This is a genomic window from Pantoea sp. EEL5, from assembly GCF_049892805.1.
Lineage (GTDB): Bacteria > Pseudomonadota > Gammaproteobacteria > Enterobacterales > Enterobacteriaceae > Pantoea > Pantoea ananatis.
In genome coordinates this window covers 144,183-158,731 of the sequence record NZ_JBNDNJ010000001.1, presented here as the reverse complement: position 1 = coordinate 158,731, position 14,549 = coordinate 144,183, and the positions used below count along the sequence as shown (strand labels likewise).

General features: G+C 56.0%; 15 protein-coding genes. 4 read left to right on the top strand and 11 right to left on the bottom strand.

Annotation, left to right across the window (positions count from 1 at the left end; all coding sequences use genetic code 11):
- Positions 1 to 14: 14 nt before the first annotated feature.
- Together dxs and ACPXSQ_RS00745 are read left to right on the top strand one after the other, a co-directional pair.
- A complete protein-coding gene (gene dxs, locus ACPXSQ_RS00750) occupies positions 15 to 1,880 on the top strand; it encodes a 1-deoxy-D-xylulose-5-phosphate synthase (protein ID WP_026021088.1) in 1,866 nt (621 codons plus the stop codon).
- A gap of 77 nt (positions 1,881 to 1,957) precedes the next feature.
- A complete protein-coding gene (locus ACPXSQ_RS00745; protein ID WP_019106644.1) occupies positions 1,958 to 2,932 on the top strand; it encodes an aldo/keto reductase in 975 nt (324 codons plus the stop codon).
- Between the two features lie 151 nt (positions 2,933 to 3,083).
- On the opposite strand, the gene pgpA is transcribed toward ACPXSQ_RS00745, so the two are convergent.
- The 6 genes from pgpA to nrdR form a co-directional block, all read right to left on the bottom strand.
- A complete protein-coding gene (gene pgpA, locus ACPXSQ_RS00740) occupies positions 3,084 to 3,581 on the bottom strand; it encodes a phosphatidylglycerophosphatase A (protein ID WP_013024863.1) in 498 nt (165 codons plus the stop codon).
- Positions 3,568 to 4,545 (bottom strand): thiamine-phosphate kinase, encoded by a 978-nt coding sequence (gene thiL, locus ACPXSQ_RS00735; RefSeq protein WP_014606449.1) that lies wholly within the window; start codon positions 4,543 to 4,545, stop codon positions 3,568 to 3,570. The genes pgpA and thiL overlap by 14 nt, the downstream gene beginning before the upstream one ends.
- Positions 4,546 to 4,599: 54 nt before the next feature.
- On the bottom strand, positions 4,600 to 5,019 hold the full coding sequence (nusB, locus tag ACPXSQ_RS00730) for a transcription antitermination factor NusB (RefSeq protein WP_013024861.1): 420 nt from the start codon (positions 5,017 to 5,019) through the stop codon (positions 4,600 to 4,602).
- A 19-nt stretch (positions 5,020 to 5,038) separates the two neighbouring features.
- Positions 5,039 to 5,509: a 6,7-dimethyl-8-ribityllumazine synthase gene (gene ribH / locus ACPXSQ_RS00725; RefSeq protein ID WP_014593064.1), complete on the bottom strand. Its 471-nt coding sequence runs from the start codon at positions 5,507 to 5,509 to the stop codon at positions 5,039 to 5,041.
- A 90-nt stretch (positions 5,510 to 5,599) separates the two neighbouring features.
- Positions 5,600 to 6,703, bottom strand: a complete 1,104-nt coding sequence (gene ribD, locus ACPXSQ_RS00720) for a bifunctional diaminohydroxyphosphoribosylaminopyrimidine deaminase/5-amino-6-(5-phosphoribosylamino)uracil reductase RibD (protein WP_014593063.1) — start codon at positions 6,701 to 6,703, stop codon at positions 5,600 to 5,602.
- A 3-nt stretch (positions 6,704 to 6,706) separates the two neighbouring features.
- Positions 6,707 to 7,156, bottom strand: a complete 450-nt coding sequence (gene nrdR, locus ACPXSQ_RS00715) for a transcriptional regulator NrdR (RefSeq protein ID WP_006117986.1) — start codon at positions 7,154 to 7,156, stop codon at positions 6,707 to 6,709.
- Positions 7,157 to 7,684: 528 nt separating this feature from the next.
- Between nrdR and ACPXSQ_RS00710 the strand changes: the two genes are divergently transcribed.
- Positions 7,685 to 8,242 (top strand): DUF3251 domain-containing protein, encoded by a 558-nt coding sequence (locus ACPXSQ_RS00710; RefSeq protein WP_013024857.1) that lies wholly within the window; start codon positions 7,685 to 7,687, stop codon positions 8,240 to 8,242.
- A 55-nt stretch (positions 8,243 to 8,297) separates the two neighbouring features.
- On the opposite strand, the gene secF is transcribed toward ACPXSQ_RS00710, so the two are convergent.
- From secF to queA, 5 genes are read right to left on the bottom strand one after another with little or no spacing between them, the layout of a single operon-like run.
- Entirely contained in the window at positions 8,298 to 9,266 is a 969-nt protein-coding gene (secF, locus tag ACPXSQ_RS00705; RefSeq protein ID WP_014606451.1) for a protein translocase subunit SecF, read from the bottom strand.
- Positions 9,267 to 9,276: 10 nt separating this feature from the next.
- Positions 9,277 to 11,124: a protein translocase subunit SecD gene (gene secD / locus ACPXSQ_RS00700; RefSeq protein WP_013024855.1), complete on the bottom strand. Its 1,848-nt coding sequence runs from the start codon at positions 11,122 to 11,124 to the stop codon at positions 9,277 to 9,279.
- 25 nt (positions 11,125 to 11,149) lie between these two features.
- Entirely contained in the window at positions 11,150 to 11,482 is a 333-nt protein-coding gene (gene yajC, locus ACPXSQ_RS00695; protein WP_006117993.1) for a preprotein translocase subunit YajC, read from the bottom strand.
- Positions 11,482 to 12,630 (bottom strand): tRNA guanosine(34) transglycosylase Tgt, encoded by a 1,149-nt coding sequence (tgt, locus tag ACPXSQ_RS00690; RefSeq protein ID WP_104933206.1) that lies wholly within the window; start codon positions 12,628 to 12,630, stop codon positions 11,482 to 11,484. The genes yajC and tgt overlap by 1 nt, the downstream gene beginning before the upstream one ends.
- Positions 12,631 to 12,674: 44 nt before the next feature.
- On the bottom strand, positions 12,675 to 13,745 hold the full coding sequence (gene queA / locus ACPXSQ_RS00685; protein WP_014593059.1) for a tRNA preQ1(34) S-adenosylmethionine ribosyltransferase-isomerase QueA: 1,071 nt from the start codon (positions 13,743 to 13,745) through the stop codon (positions 12,675 to 12,677).
- A 101-nt stretch (positions 13,746 to 13,846) separates the two neighbouring features.
- Between queA and ACPXSQ_RS00680 the strand changes: the two genes are divergently transcribed.
- Complete coding sequence (locus ACPXSQ_RS00680) at positions 13,847 to 14,428, top strand: ACP phosphodiesterase (RefSeq protein ID WP_013024852.1); 582 nt, start codon at positions 13,847 to 13,849, stop codon at positions 14,426 to 14,428.
- Positions 14,429 to 14,549: the final 121 nt, after the last annotated feature.

Sequence of the window (14,549 nt, the reverse complement as noted above, 5' to 3'; positions counted from 1 at the left end):
ATGATGAGTCACTGATGAGTTTTGATATTACAAAATACCCGACACTGGCGCAGGCAGAAACGGTTCAGGCGCTGCGAGCCCTGCCAAAAGAGAAATTGCCTGCGCTCTGCAACGAGCTGCGCCAGTATTTATTAGACAGCGTGAGCCGCTCAAGCGGCCATTTTGCGTCGGGCCTGGGCGTGGTCGAGCTGACCGTGGCGCTGCATTACGTCTATAACACGCCGTTCGATCACCTGGTGTGGGACGTCGGTCATCAGGCTTATCCACATAAAATTTTAACGGGACGCCGCGATCGCATTGGCTCTATTCGCCAAAAGAACGGCGTGCATCCGTTTCCCTGGCGCGGCGAGAGTGAATACGATGTGCTGAGCGTGGGCCACTCTTCGACCTCCATCAGTGCCGGACTGGGCATGGCTGCGGCTGCCGAACGTGAAGGCAAAGGCCGCCGCACGGCCTGCGTTATCGGTGATGGTGCCATTACTGCGGGCATGGCGTTTGAAGCCATGAACCATGCAGGCGATATCAAATCGGATATGCTCGTGATTCTGAATGACAATGAAATGTCGATTTCAGAGAACGTCGGGGCGCTGAACAACCGGCTGGCGCAGATCCTCTCGGGCAAAACCTATGCGCGTCTGCGTGAAGGCGGCAAGCGTGTTCTGACCGGCCTGCCGCCGATTAAAGAATTAGTGAAGCGTACCGAAGAGCATCTCAAAGGCATGGTCGTGCCCGGAACCCTGTTTGAAGAGCTGGGTTTTAACTATATCGGCCCGGTGGACGGCCATGATGTGCTGACGCTGGTAAATACGCTGAGTAATATGCGCAGCCTGAAAGGGCCGCAGTTCCTGCATATTATGACCAAAAAGGGCAAAGGCTACGCGCCGGCAGAACAGGATCCTATTACCTGGCATGCTGTGCCGAAATTTGACGTCGCCAGCGGTGAGCTGCCAAAAAGCGCCGAAGGTTTGCCGAGCTACTCCAAAATTTTCGGCAACTGGCTGTGTGAGATGGCCGCTCACGATACGAAGCTGATGGCAATTACGCCTGCCATGCGTGAAGGTTCAGGCATGGTCGGTTTCTCTCGCAAATACCCCAACCAGTATTTTGACGTTGCCATTGCCGAACAGCACGCGGTGACCTTCGCCGCTGGCCTGGCGATTGGGGGCTACAAACCGGTGGTGGCCATCTACTCCACCTTCCTGCAGCGCGCCTACGATCAGGTCATCCACGACGTGGCAATTCAGAAACTGCCGGTGTTGTTTGCCATCGATCGCGGCGGCATCGTCGGCGCTGACGGGCAGACGCACCAGGGCGCGTTCGATCTCGCCTATCTGCGCTGCGTGCCGGACATGGTGATTATGACGCCAAGCGACGAGAATGAATGTCGCCAGATGCTGTATACCGGTTATCACTATCAGGATGGCCCGGCCGCGGTACGTTATCCGCGCGGTACCGGTACCGGTGCTGCGCTGACACCGCTGCAAAGCCTGCCGCTGGGTAAAGGCGTGGTAAAACGTCAGGGCGAAAAACTGGCCATCCTCAACTTCGGTACGCTGTTGCCGGAAGCGAGCAAGGTGGCGGAAGCGCTGAACGCAACGCTTGTGGACATGCGCTTCGTGAAACCGCTGGATACGTCACTGATCGCCGAACTGGCGGCCAGTCATGAGTCCCTGATTACGCTGGAAGAAGGCGCGATTAAAGGCGGCGCAGGCAGCGGCGTGAATGAGTTTGTCATGGCTAAACGCCTGGGCGTGCCCGTGCTGAATATCGGCCTGCCTGATGAGTTTATTCCGCCTGGTACTCAGGAAGAAATGCGCCACGACTACCAACTGGACATTGACGGTATTCAACAGCAGATCAGCCGCTGGCTGGCGCAGTAGGTCCCCTGCCCGCGCACTGTGGAGCGCGTCATTCCTGCTATGCTTAATCCCCTGGGTTAGACATAGCAGGAGTCTTCATGAAAACCATTCAATTAGCGAACACTGACTTAACGGTTTCCCGGCTTTGCCTGGGTTGTATGACCTTTGGGGAACCCGATCGCGGCAAGCACGCCTGGACACTCCCGGAAGAGAGCAGCCGTCCGCTCATCCAGCAGGCGCTGGAAGCAGGGATCAATTTTTTTGATACCGCGAACAGCTATTCTGACGGCAGTAGCGAGGAGATTGTGGGCCGGGCGCTCAAAGATTTTGCCCGACGTGATGAGGTGGTCGTTGCCACCAAAGTTTTCTTTCCCATGAGCAATCTTTCGCAGGGCTTATCTCGCCAGAACATCCTGCAATCTATCGACGACAGCCTGCAACGGCTGGATATGGAGTATGTCGATCTTCTGCAAATTCATCGCTGGGACTATGACACCCCGCTGGAAGAGACACTGGAAGCCCTTGACGCAGTGGTGAAGTCTGGTAAAGCGCGCTACATCGGCGCCTCCTCAATGCATAGCCACCAGTTTGCTCAGGCCTTAGCCCTGCAGGACCAACAGGGCTGGGCACGCTTTGTCAGCATGCAGGATCAGTACAACCTGATTCAACGTGAAGAAGAGCGGGAGATGCACCCTTTGTGTCTGCGGGAAAACATTGCGGTATTACCCTGGAGCCCCCTGGCACGCGGCAAACTGACCCGCCCCTGGGGAGAAACCACCGCACGATCCGTATCGGATGACGTCATTCCCTCGCTCTATGCCACAACCGAGGAGAACGACGCGATGATAGCCGAGCGCCTGGCAGAGGTTGCGGCGGACAAAGGCGTGACGCGTGCGCAGGTGGCGCTGGCATGGTTACTCAGCAAACCCGCCGTCACCGCCCCAATCATCGGTGCTTCGCGCGCCGGGCAGTTCGCCGAGCTGGCTAATGCCGTCAATGTGGAACTGACCGGGGACGAGATCGCCCATCTGGAAGAGGCCTATCAACCGCACCCGGCAACGGGTTATCAGTAAGCGGGTTGTGAAGCGTTTTGCATGCGGCGCTATGCGCTGTCCGACAGGCAAAGCGGTAGACCGTTCCCGCAGGGGAACGGCCATCATGCTGAACGACGAAATGAGGGAGAACGGGCGGGGTTTTTCGCTGTAGAGGCCCTGTGTGGCAAGCTTAAGCGGCCAAAAAGACGCCCGTCGCGTACAGCATCGCCGCCGCGATAATACCGGCGATAATATCATCTACCATGATGCCCATACCGCCATGCACGTTACGATCGAACCAGCGAATCGGCCAGGGTTTCCAGATATCGAGCACGCGGAACAGAACAAAACCACTCACCACCCATTGCCAGCTGTTGACCGGAATCGCCATCAGGGTAATCCACATCCCGATAAACTCATCCCAGACAATGCTGCCGTGGTCATGCACGCCCATATCCTTGGCGGTGCGATGGCAAAGGTAAACGCCCACACTAATGCCCAGCAAGACCACCAGCGAGTAGAGATCATGGGGGAGCAAGGTCATGAGCCACCAAAACGGAATGGCGGCCAGCGACCCTACCGTTCCGGGCATAAACGGGCTCAGGCCGCTGCCGAAGCCGGTCGCCAGCAAATGCCAGGGATTGCGCAGGCGCAGGCGGCTTTTCGCGAGGGTTTTATCTGAGGTCAAAATGGTCGAATCCTTTATGACGGAATTCCGTGGGTTTACCGTTTTCCAGCAGTGACAGCCCTTCTGACTCCGGTGCCATCTGGCCAATGCAGGTATAAGGCACGCCAAGATGCCCCAGCGCCACATCCAGCGCGCCACGATTGACTTCCGGCACGCTAAAGCACAGCTCGTAATCTTCTCCGCCGCTGAGCGCCCAGCGCAGCACCTGTTCGGCATCAAAGTTTTCACGCAGTGCAGAAGAGAGCGGCAGCGCATCCAGATTCAACCGTGCACCACAGCCGCTGGCTTTCAGTACATGGCCAAGATCGGAGATGAGTCCATCCGATAAATCAATGGCGGACGACGCCAGGGAACGCAGCGACTGTCCCTGTAAAATGCGCGGCATTGGGCGCAGGTGGCGCTTGATCAGGGCTTCGTGTATCGCCGGATCGTCAATGCGGCAGTGATGCTGTAATAACGCCAGCCCGGCAGCGCTGTCGCCCAGCGTACCGGTCACGTAGATCCAGTCACCCGGCCTGGCGCCCGAGCGTTTCAGCGCCTTGCCGTGGGGAATCAAGCCATGAATCCCCAACGTGAGGCTGAGGGGGCCACGCGTGGTATCGCCGCCCACCAGCTGCATGTCGTAGTATTCCAGCAGGTCAAACAGGCTTTCGCTAAAGCTGCTGAGCCAGGTTTCATTCACGTCAGGCAAGGTCATGGCCAGCGTCAGCCAGGCAGGATCGGCTCCCATCGCGGCCAAATCGCTCAGGTTTACCGCCAGAGATTTATACGCTAAATCCGCAGGATGGATGGAAGACAGGAAATGGACGCCGGAAACCAGCGTATCGGTGCTGACCGCCAGCGTCTGTTTTTCGGGCACGCTAAGCAACGCGCAATCGTCGCCAATGCCGAGTTCGACATCACGGCGGCTACGCGTTCTGCGATTGAAGTAGCGTGCGATGAGTTCAAATTCACCACATGACATAATTGCGTTCCGCTTAACCATTAATGAAAAAGGCCGGCAAGCCGGCCTTATTGATTATTTGCGTTGGGGTCTGATTTGTGGACCGGCTTTATCCAGTACGCCGTTGACAAATTTATGGCTGTCTTCGGCACCAAACACTTTCGCCAGCTCAATACCTTCGTTGATGGCCACTTTATAGGGCACATCAGAACGCTTGCTCAATTCATACAGCGAAACACGCAGAATGGCTTTTTCAACCTGTCCCAGCTCTTCGAGCTGACGCGACAGATACGGCTTCATCAGGCCATCCAGGTACGCGCTGTTGGTCGCCACACCGGACAGCAGTTCGCGGAAATAGGTAATGTCGACGTCTTTGACGTCTTGTTCCGCCAGAAACTGGTATTCCACATCGGCAATGTCGTTGTTGGACAACTGCCAGGAGTAAAGCGCCTGGACAGCGCACTCACGGGCGCGACGACGAGCAGCAGGTTTCACAAAATTCCCCTTACAAAAATCAGGCTTTAATGGCTTTCAATACGTTGATCATTTCAAGCGCGGTCAGGGCCGCTTCGGCACCTTTATTACCCGCTTTCGTTCCAGCACGCTCAATGGCCTGCTCGATATTTTCAGTCGTCAGTACGCCGAATGCCACCGGAATATCACTGTCCATGGCAACGCTGGCAATACCGGAGCTGGCTTCACCTGCGACATATTCGAAGTGAGCAGTGCCACCACGAATTACGGTACCCAGCGCGATCACGGCGTCGTACTTGCCGGTTTTGGTCAGCGCACGGGCTGCCAGCGGCAGTTCATAAGCGCCTGGAACCCAGACAACGGTGATATTGTCATCGCTGACCTGGCCAATGCGCTTCAGGGCATCAACCGCGCCGTCTAACAGGCTGTCATTGATAAAGTTGTTAAAACGCGCGATAACGATGGCAATGTTTGCCTCAGGCGTTGCAACGGCAGCTTCGATAACTTTCATACATATCCTTTCAGGGGTTTGTTTGGCCCCGCGCAGGGGGGCGGATTCTAACATACTCTTTGGCGGCGTGCTCTCGCTTTTCCGCCTCCGTTATTGCGGTGTCAGCGTCAGGCGCACATCATCGCCGACCTGACGGATATCGCGAAAGGCAAAGACCGGTGCATCGGCCAACTGCGTTAACCCCGCAAGCTGGCACAGGCCACGCGCGTCATTGCCCAGTAATTTCGGCGCAACATACACAATCAGCTCATCCACCAGCCCGGCCTGAATGAGCGCGCCGGCGAGCGTCGCACCGGCTTCCACCCAGACGCTGTTAATCTGCCGCTGGCCCAGCACCATCATCAGCGCCACTAAATCCAGCTGGCTGTCGCGCAGTGGAACAGGAATCTGCGTCACCGTTTCCGGCCAGTGCCGATCGTCGACCTGCTGGCGCATCAGCCAGGTTTCGCCTAATTGTTCAATAAGTTTGTGGTCCGGCGTTACGCGATTCTGGCTATCGACGATCACTCTTACCGGCTGACGTAGCTCGGCTTCATCCACCAGGCGCTGACTTTCGCTGTCCAGTTCTGACCAGCGCACCGTTAACGAGGGATTATCCGCCAGTACGGTTGCACTGCTGCTGAGGATGGCGGAACTCTGGGCGCGCAGCCGCTGCACGTCGCGCCGGGCCGCCGGCGAGGTGATCCACTGGCTTTCCCCACTGGCCATGGCGGTGCGGCCGTCCAGCGAGGCACCCAGTTTTAACTGTATCCAGGGAAAGCCGGTACGCATGCGTTTCAGAAAACCACGGTTCAGGGCTTCCGCTTCCTGCATCATCAGCCCGTGGCTGACCTCAATGCCCGCCTGATGCAGGCGGTGTAATCCCCGTCCGGCTACCTGCGGATTGGGATCCTGCATGGCCGCCACCACGCGGGTTACACCTGCGGCAATTAATGCATCACAACAGGGCGGCGTGCGCCCGTGGTGACTGCAGGGTTCCAGCGTCACATAGGCGGTTGCGCCACGTGCGCGATCCCCCGCCATACGTAACGCGTGCACTTCCGCATGCGGTTCCCCGGCGCGCTGATGCCAGCCTTCCCCAACAATCTGACCGTCACGCACAATGACGCAGCCTACATTGGGATTGGGTGTGGTGGTAAAACGGCCGCGGCGCGCCAACTCCAGCGCGCGCGCCATATAGCGTTCATCGGTCATGATTTAATCCTGTAATCTGGCAATCTCTTCGCCAAAATCACGCACGTCCTCAAAGCTGCGGTAAACAGAAGCAAAGCGGATATAGGCTACCTTATCGAGCTTCTTCAGCTCGTCCATCACCAGGTTGCCAATCAGCTTGCTGGGGATTTCACGTTCTCCTGTCGCCCGCAGTTGGGTTTTAATATGGCTTACCGCACTCTCAACGGCATCCGCACTGACCGGACGCTTCTCCAGCGCTTTCATCATGCCGCTGGCCAGCTTGTCTTCATTGAAAGGCTCACGCACGTCGTTGCTTTTCACCACGCGCGGCATCACCAGTTCAGCCACTTCAAACGTAGTGAAACGCTCATGGCACACCAGACATTGACGACGGCGCCGCACTGACGAACCCTCACTAACCAGACGAGAATCAATCACTTTAGTGTCTACAGCGGAGCAGAATGGGCAATGCATGACGTTTCCTGACACGAGATAAATGGGTTATACAGTGTAGCGCGAACTGCAGGTCAACAAAATCGATTCCCGTGCTTTCCCCTGCCTGCCTCACAGCCTGAGCGGGCAACAGGCCAGCGACGTTAAACAGTACGACACTTAGAGAGCCGCAGACGGGATGTGGTGAGCAGACCGCCAGCCTCCCTCACCAGAGACACCGGCACACAAGCAGGAACGCGTGAACGGGCCGTAACAGCTTCAGCGCATTACGGCAGCAGCCTTTGCCTGAGCGGGACAACGGGAGAAGGCTGACTCGGCTCCCCTGCCGTTCAGACAATTCCGTTAACGAACAAACCGCCGTCTGGCCGCTCAGGACAGGCTTGACGACATCGCTAACCTGGAAGATAACGTGCTGTTGGCCCTTTCAGGTTACCCAGGCGAAACCGGACAGAGCCATGCCATGAATATTAATGAAACACAGAAGCCACACCGGATAACCTTCACCCGGACAGTTTCTGGCCATTTCTTTATAACGGATAAGGATAAATAATGATCAGGATGGTTTGGGCCCCCGCCGCCCTCTCACTGATGCTGTTGAGCGGTTGCAGCACAACGGCCGGGCAGCCACAGGTTAAACAACTTCATCAGGAAGTTAGTCAGTTGAACCAGCAGATGCAGCGGCTTACCAGCCAGGCAAGCGCGGTGGAGATTCAGGGGCAGCTTAACGGACATTCGCAGCAGGGTGCCTGGTTATTACCTCAGGCCAATACGCCCGTTGAATTACAAACCCAGGCCGGCACGCTTCGCTTGTCTTTATCGCGTGTTGAGGCTGAAGCCAACGGCTCACGCGCTAACCTGACCCTACAGACGCGGGATAATACGCCGCTGCCGGGGCTGGAGGCTACCGTAGTCTGGGGCCAGCTCGATCCCGCGACCGGTAAACCGCTTGAGGCCGACAGCCTGACGCAAACCATCCGGATTCCCGCCTCGCTGACGCCACGCAGTTCGGTCATTGTGCCGTTGCGCCTGGGCGGTATTACGCCGGACCAGCTTGGCTATGTGCGGATTCATCAGGTACTGGCCAAAACGGCTGTACCCACACCATAAAGACAAAAAAAAGCCGCCAGTTGTCTGAACTGGCGGCTTTTTTATCATGCAACAATTACGGCAGGATTGAAGGCTGATCTGCGCCCTCTTTCTCCACTTTCTGTACCAGCATGTGTTCGCGTTTCATGCCCAGCTTCAACGCCAGCGCTGAAGAGACGTAGATCGACGAAATCGTACCAATGGTGACACCGATCAGCATGGTCAGCGAGAAGCCTTTCAGCAGCGCACCACCAAAGATGAACAGGATCAGGATCATCGCCAGCGTCGTCAGCGAGGTGATCAAGGTACGGCTCAACGTCTGGGTCAGGGACACGTTGGTAATGTCGTAAGAAGAGCCGCGACGAATTTTGCGGAAGTTCTCACGAATACGGTCCGAAACCACGATTTTATCGTTAAGCGAGTAACCGATAACCGACATCAGCGAGGCCACGATGGTGAGGTCGACTTCAACCCGGAACAGCGACAGCAGTCCACAGGTGATGATCACGTCGTGCGCCAGCGCCAGCACCGTACCCAGCGCCAGGCGCCACTCAAAGCGAATACCGATGTAGATCAGGATCGCAATCAGTGCCGACAGCAGAGCCAACGCTCCGGCCTGCGCCAGATCGCTACCCACGCTCGGTCCAACAAACTCGATACGTTTTACCGTGGCGTTTTGCTGGGTGGTCTGGTTAATCACCGTGACTACTTTGTTGCCTAACTCTGTGCCTGCAGGCCCCGTGACAGGCGGCATACGCACCATCACGTCGCGGCTGCTACCAAAGTTCTGGATCAGCGGCTCCTGAAAGCCCGCCTTGACCAGCTCGGCACGGATCGTGTCAAGGTCAGCGGGTTTTTCCAGGTTGATCTCAATCACCGTACCGCCGGTGAAATCGAGACCCCAGTTAAAACCACGTACGCCAACAATGGCAATCGAGATGATGATTAACAGTCCCGAAATGATAAATGCCAGCGTATCCCAGCGCATAAAGTCGACGACTTTACGGCCATGGTTTAACTGCTCAATGTTATATTCCTGTGCCACAACGCACTCCTCAGATAGACAGCTTTTTGATGCGCTTGCCACCGTACATCAGGTTAATGATGGCGCGGGTACCGACAATCGATGTGAACATTGAGGTCGCAATACCAATAGCCGTTGTAATCGCAAAGCCCTTAATGGAACCCGTACCGATCGCATACAGAATCACCACTTTGATCAGGGTGGTGACGTTAGCATCGACAATACTGGAGAAGGCGCCTTTGTAGCCCTCATGAATTGCCTGCTGCACGCTACGCCCGTTACGCAGTTCTTCTTTAATACGCTCGTTGATCAGTACGTTGGCATCGACTGCCACCGCCAGCGTCAGCACGATACCGGCAATGCCAGGCATCGTCAGCGTGGCGCCCGGCAGCAGTGACATGATACCGACAATCAGTACCAGGTTTGCCAGCAGTGCGCTGGTGGCAATCAGGCCCACCTTTTTGTAGTACAGCACCATAAACAGGATAGAGGCGACCAGGCCCCACAGGCAGGCTTCCAGACCCTGAGTAATGTTCTGCTGCCCCATCGTTGGACCAATAGTCCGCTCTTCCACAATCTGGATAGGCGCAATCAGCGCACCGGCACGCAGCAGCAGCGACAGCTGACGTGCTTCGTTCGGGTTACTGATACCGGTGATGCGGAAGCTGTTACCCAGGCGAGACTGGATATTGGCGACGTTGATCACCTCTTCCTGTTTCACCAGAATGGCACGACCGTTAGCATCTTTCTTGCCGCTGTCTTTGTACTCCACAAACAGGGTCGCCATCGGCTTACCGATGTTGTCCTTGGTGAAGTTAGACATGATATTACCGCCCGCGCCGTCCAGTGAAATGTTCACCTGAGGCTGGTTGTACTCATCCATGCTGGATGTGGAATCGGTAATGTGGTCACCGGTCAGGATCACGCGTTTATAGAGCACCACAGGGCGTCCATCACGCATGTCTTTCACTTCAGAATCACCCGGTACACGGCCGCTGGCGGCGGCGGTAGGATCCACGCTGGTGTTAACCAGACGGAATTCCAGCGTCGCCGTCGCACCTAAAATTTCTTTGGCGCGCGCGGTGTCCTGAATACCTGGCAGTTCAACCACGATGCGGTCAGAACCCTGACGCTGTACCAGCGGTTCTGCAACACCCAGTTGGTTTACACGGTTACGCAGGATAGTAATGTTCTGCTGAACTGCATATTCACGTGCTTCGCTGAGGCGGGCATCGGTCATGGTGGCGCGCAGGGCATCATCGCCACTGCTGTTAATGACGAGATCCTGATGACGCGAGGATAGCCACTTAACCGCAGCATCGCGGCTGGCTGCGTCACGGAAACGAATTTCCACGCCGTAGTTAGCAATCTTGTTGACGTTGGTATAAGGGATATTCTTTTCGCGCAGGTCGCTGCGCAGGCTGTCAGCATTCTGCTCTTGCAGTTTGCTCAGGGCAGTGTCCATATCCACTTCCATCAGGAAGTGCACACCACCACGCAGATCGAGGCCAAGCTTCATGGGCTGTGCCGCCAGCAGCGTCAGCCAGCGCGGCGTGGCCGGTGCAAGGTTAAGCGCGACCACATAGTTTTCGCCCAGCGCTTTCATGATCGCTTCGCGGGCACGCAGTTGCACATCCGTATTGGCAAAACGCGCGGTAATCGCGCCATTTTCCAGCGCAACAGACTTACTTTGAATATTGTCTTGTTTTAATACGTTCTGAATTTGATCCAACGTTTGCTCACTGGCGGCGCTTCCGCGCGCGCCAGTGATCTGAACAGCCGGATCCTCACCATAAAGGTTGGGAAGTGCATACACCAGGCCAATGACAAGCACCACGACCAGCATTATGTACTTCCACAAAGGATAACGATTTAACACGGCAGTTCCCTTAGGGAAGTAAAAATTACAGCGCCTTCATAGAACCTTTCGGCAGGACGGCAGCCACGAAATCACGTTTAATAACCACTTCAGTAGTGTCGTTCAGCGCAATCGCAATGTAGCCGGTTTCTGCCACTTTGGTTACGCGACCCACCAGGCCACCATTCGTCAGGACTTCATCACCTTTGGAGATAGAATCCATCAGCTTCTTATGCTCTTTTGCACGCTTCTGCTGCGGGCGCAGGATCATGAAGTAAAAGATCAGGCCGAAGACGACCAGCATGATCACCAGAGAATACGGACTTCCCTGAGACGGTGCGCCTGCTGCAGCCACAGCGTCAGAAATGAAAAAGCTCATTAAATTTCCCTCATTGATGAATTATCAGACGTTAAAGGCGGAACCGCTTTGCCCGTCCGTTGGTAGAACTCGCTAACAAAGCGCTCTAATTTACCCTCTTCGATAGCCTGGCGTAAACCCGCCATCAGACGCTGGTAGTAGCGCAGGTTATGAATCGTGTTGAGACGCGCGCCCAGTATTTCGTTACAGCGATCAAGATGATGCAAGTACGCGCGGCTGTAATTGCGACAGGTGTAACAATCGCACTCTGCATCCAGCGGTGAAACATCATCTTTATGCTTGGCATTGCGAATTTTTACCACGCCATCGGTCACAAATAAGTGGCCATTGCGCGCATTGCGCGTTGGCATGACGCAGTCAAACATATCCACGCCGCGACGTACGCCCTCAACCAGATCCTCAGGTTTACCCACGCCCATCAGGTAACGCGGTTTATCCGCTGGGATCTGCGGGCAAACATGCTCAAGGATACGGTGCATATCCTCTTTCGGTTCACCGACCGCCAGGCCGCCCACAGCGTACCCATCAAAGCCGATCTCTACCAGACCTTTCACAGAGACATCACGTAAATCTTCGTAAACCGAACCCTGAATAATGCCAAACAGCGCATTTTTGTTACCCAGGCTGTCAAAACGGTCGCGACTGCGTTGTGCCCAGCGCAGAGACATCTCCATGGAGCGCTTGGCATAATCCCAGTCCGCCGGGTACGGCGTGCACTCATCAAAGATCATCACGATGTCCGATCCCAGGTCGTACTGGATCTCCATCGATTTTTCCGGATCGAGGAAGATAGAATTGCCGTTGATCGGGTTGCGGAAATGGACGCCGGCTTCGGTGATCTTACGAATATCGCCCAGGCTGAAGACCTGGAAGCCGCCGGAATCGGTCAGAATAGGGCCTTTCCACTGCATAAAATCATGCAAATCGCCGTGCAGCTTCATGATTTCCTGGCCGGGACGCAGCCAGAGGTGGAAGGTGTTGCCCAAAATAATTTGCGCGCCGGTTTCCTGCACTTCTTCCGGCGTCATGCCCTTCACGGTGCCATAGGTGCCCACGGGCATAAAGGCCGGGGTTTCCACCACGCCACGATCGAAAATCAGACGACCGCGACGCGCGCGACCGTCTGTGGTATCAAGCTCAAATTTCACAAGACCTCCATCGGAGAAACAGTCCGATGTTCAAAGTAAACAGATCAGGCGCCCACTTTTTCCAGCGGCGCCTGGGGGTTTTTGCTGATAAACATCGCGTCGCCGTAGCTGAAGAAACGGTATTCTTCCGCCACCGCCGCACGATAAGCAGCCATCGTGTGCTGATAACCGGCAAAGGCCGAGACCAGCATGATCAACGTCGATTCGGGCAAGTGGAAATTGGTGATCAGCGCATCAATTACCTGATACTCATAGCCCGGATAGATAAAGATTTGGGTGTCATCAAAGAATGGCGCAATCAGCGCATCCTGACTGGCTTTGGCTGCGCTTTCCAGCGAGCGTACCGAGGTGGTGCCTACCGCCACCACCTTGTTGCCGCGCGCTTTGCAGGCCAGCACCGCATCCACCACCTCCTGCGGCACTTCCGCATATTCGGCGTGCATATGGTGCTCTTCAATCGTCTCTACGCGTACCGGCTGGAACGTCCCTGCCCCAACGTGCAAGGTGACAAAAGCCATCTCAACGCCTTTGTCTTTTAGCGCCTGAATTAAGGGTTCGTCAAAGTGCAGGCCGGCGGTCGGTGCCGCCACGGCGCCAGGGCGCGCGCTGTAGACCGTCTGGTAAAGCTCGCGATCCGCCTCTTCATCCGGGCGGTCAATGTACGGCGGCAGCGGCATATGGCCTACGCTGTTGAGAATGTCCAGCACGGCACGATCGTCTTCGAATGCAATCTCGAACAGCGCATCGTGACGCGCGACCATCGTGGCTTTCACGCTCTCATCGTCGCCCAGCAGTAATTCTGCGCCAGGCTTCGGCGCTTTGGACGCCCGAACGTGTGCCAGCACGCGCTTGTCATCAAGCATGCGCTCGACCAGCATTTCAATTTTGCCGCCGCTTGCTTTACGCCCGAACACCCGGGCCGGGATCACACGCGTGTTGTTAAACACCAGCAGATCGCCAGGCTGAAGCTTGTCCAGTACATCGGTAAAAACGCCATGGGCCAGCGCCCCGCTCGGGCCGTCCAGCGACAGCAAGCGACAACCGCTACGCTGCGCCTGAGGGTAATGGGCGATAAGGGATTCGGGCAATTCAAAAGCAAAATCGGCGACACGCATGAAAGACTTCTTACTCAGAAAAACAGGCGGCACAGTTTAGCGGAAAATCGAACAATTCTGAACAACTGGCTGCGCAAAGCGAGTTGCGCTTATAATAGCGCATGAATTTTCTTGCTCATCTTCACTTAGCCCATCTTGCAGACAGCTCACTCCTCGGCAATCTGATGGCGGATTTTGTTCGCGGTGCGCCGCATCAACACTGGCCCAAACCGGTGGCCGACGGCATTCTGATGCATCGCCGGCTTGATGTCATGACCGATGCCCTGCCGGAAGTGCGTGAGGCACGCCAGCTTTTTCGGGCAGAAACCTACCGCGTTGCGCCCATTACGCTGGATGTCGTTTGGGACCATTTTCTGGCGCGTCACTGGGATCGCTTCCATCAGGCGCACTCGCTACAACAATTTTCGGCCCACGCCGAAAGCGAAATTGTTCCGCAGCTGGCTGCCACACCCGACGAATTTAAAGCGCTCAATGCCGTAATGTGGCGTGAACGCTGGTTCGAACATTACGCCGACCCGGAACGTCTCGAACGGGTACTGAATGGCATGGCGAGCCGTCGCCCCAGGCTGGCCGCCCTGCGCGACTCTTATCACGATTTTACGGCGCATTACTCCGCGTTTGAGGCCTGCTTTTTTCAGTTTTATCCGCGTCTGATGCAGCTGGCAGCCAATCAACAGTTGTAACCTTCCCCTGACGGCGTCAGGTTTGTGAGCGCATTTCATCGCACCACAAACCTGTAACGCTGAAAAAGCGCGCAGTCAGTAGCACGGCCGTATTGCCATTGGTTCCGGTCTGCGGCTTAAT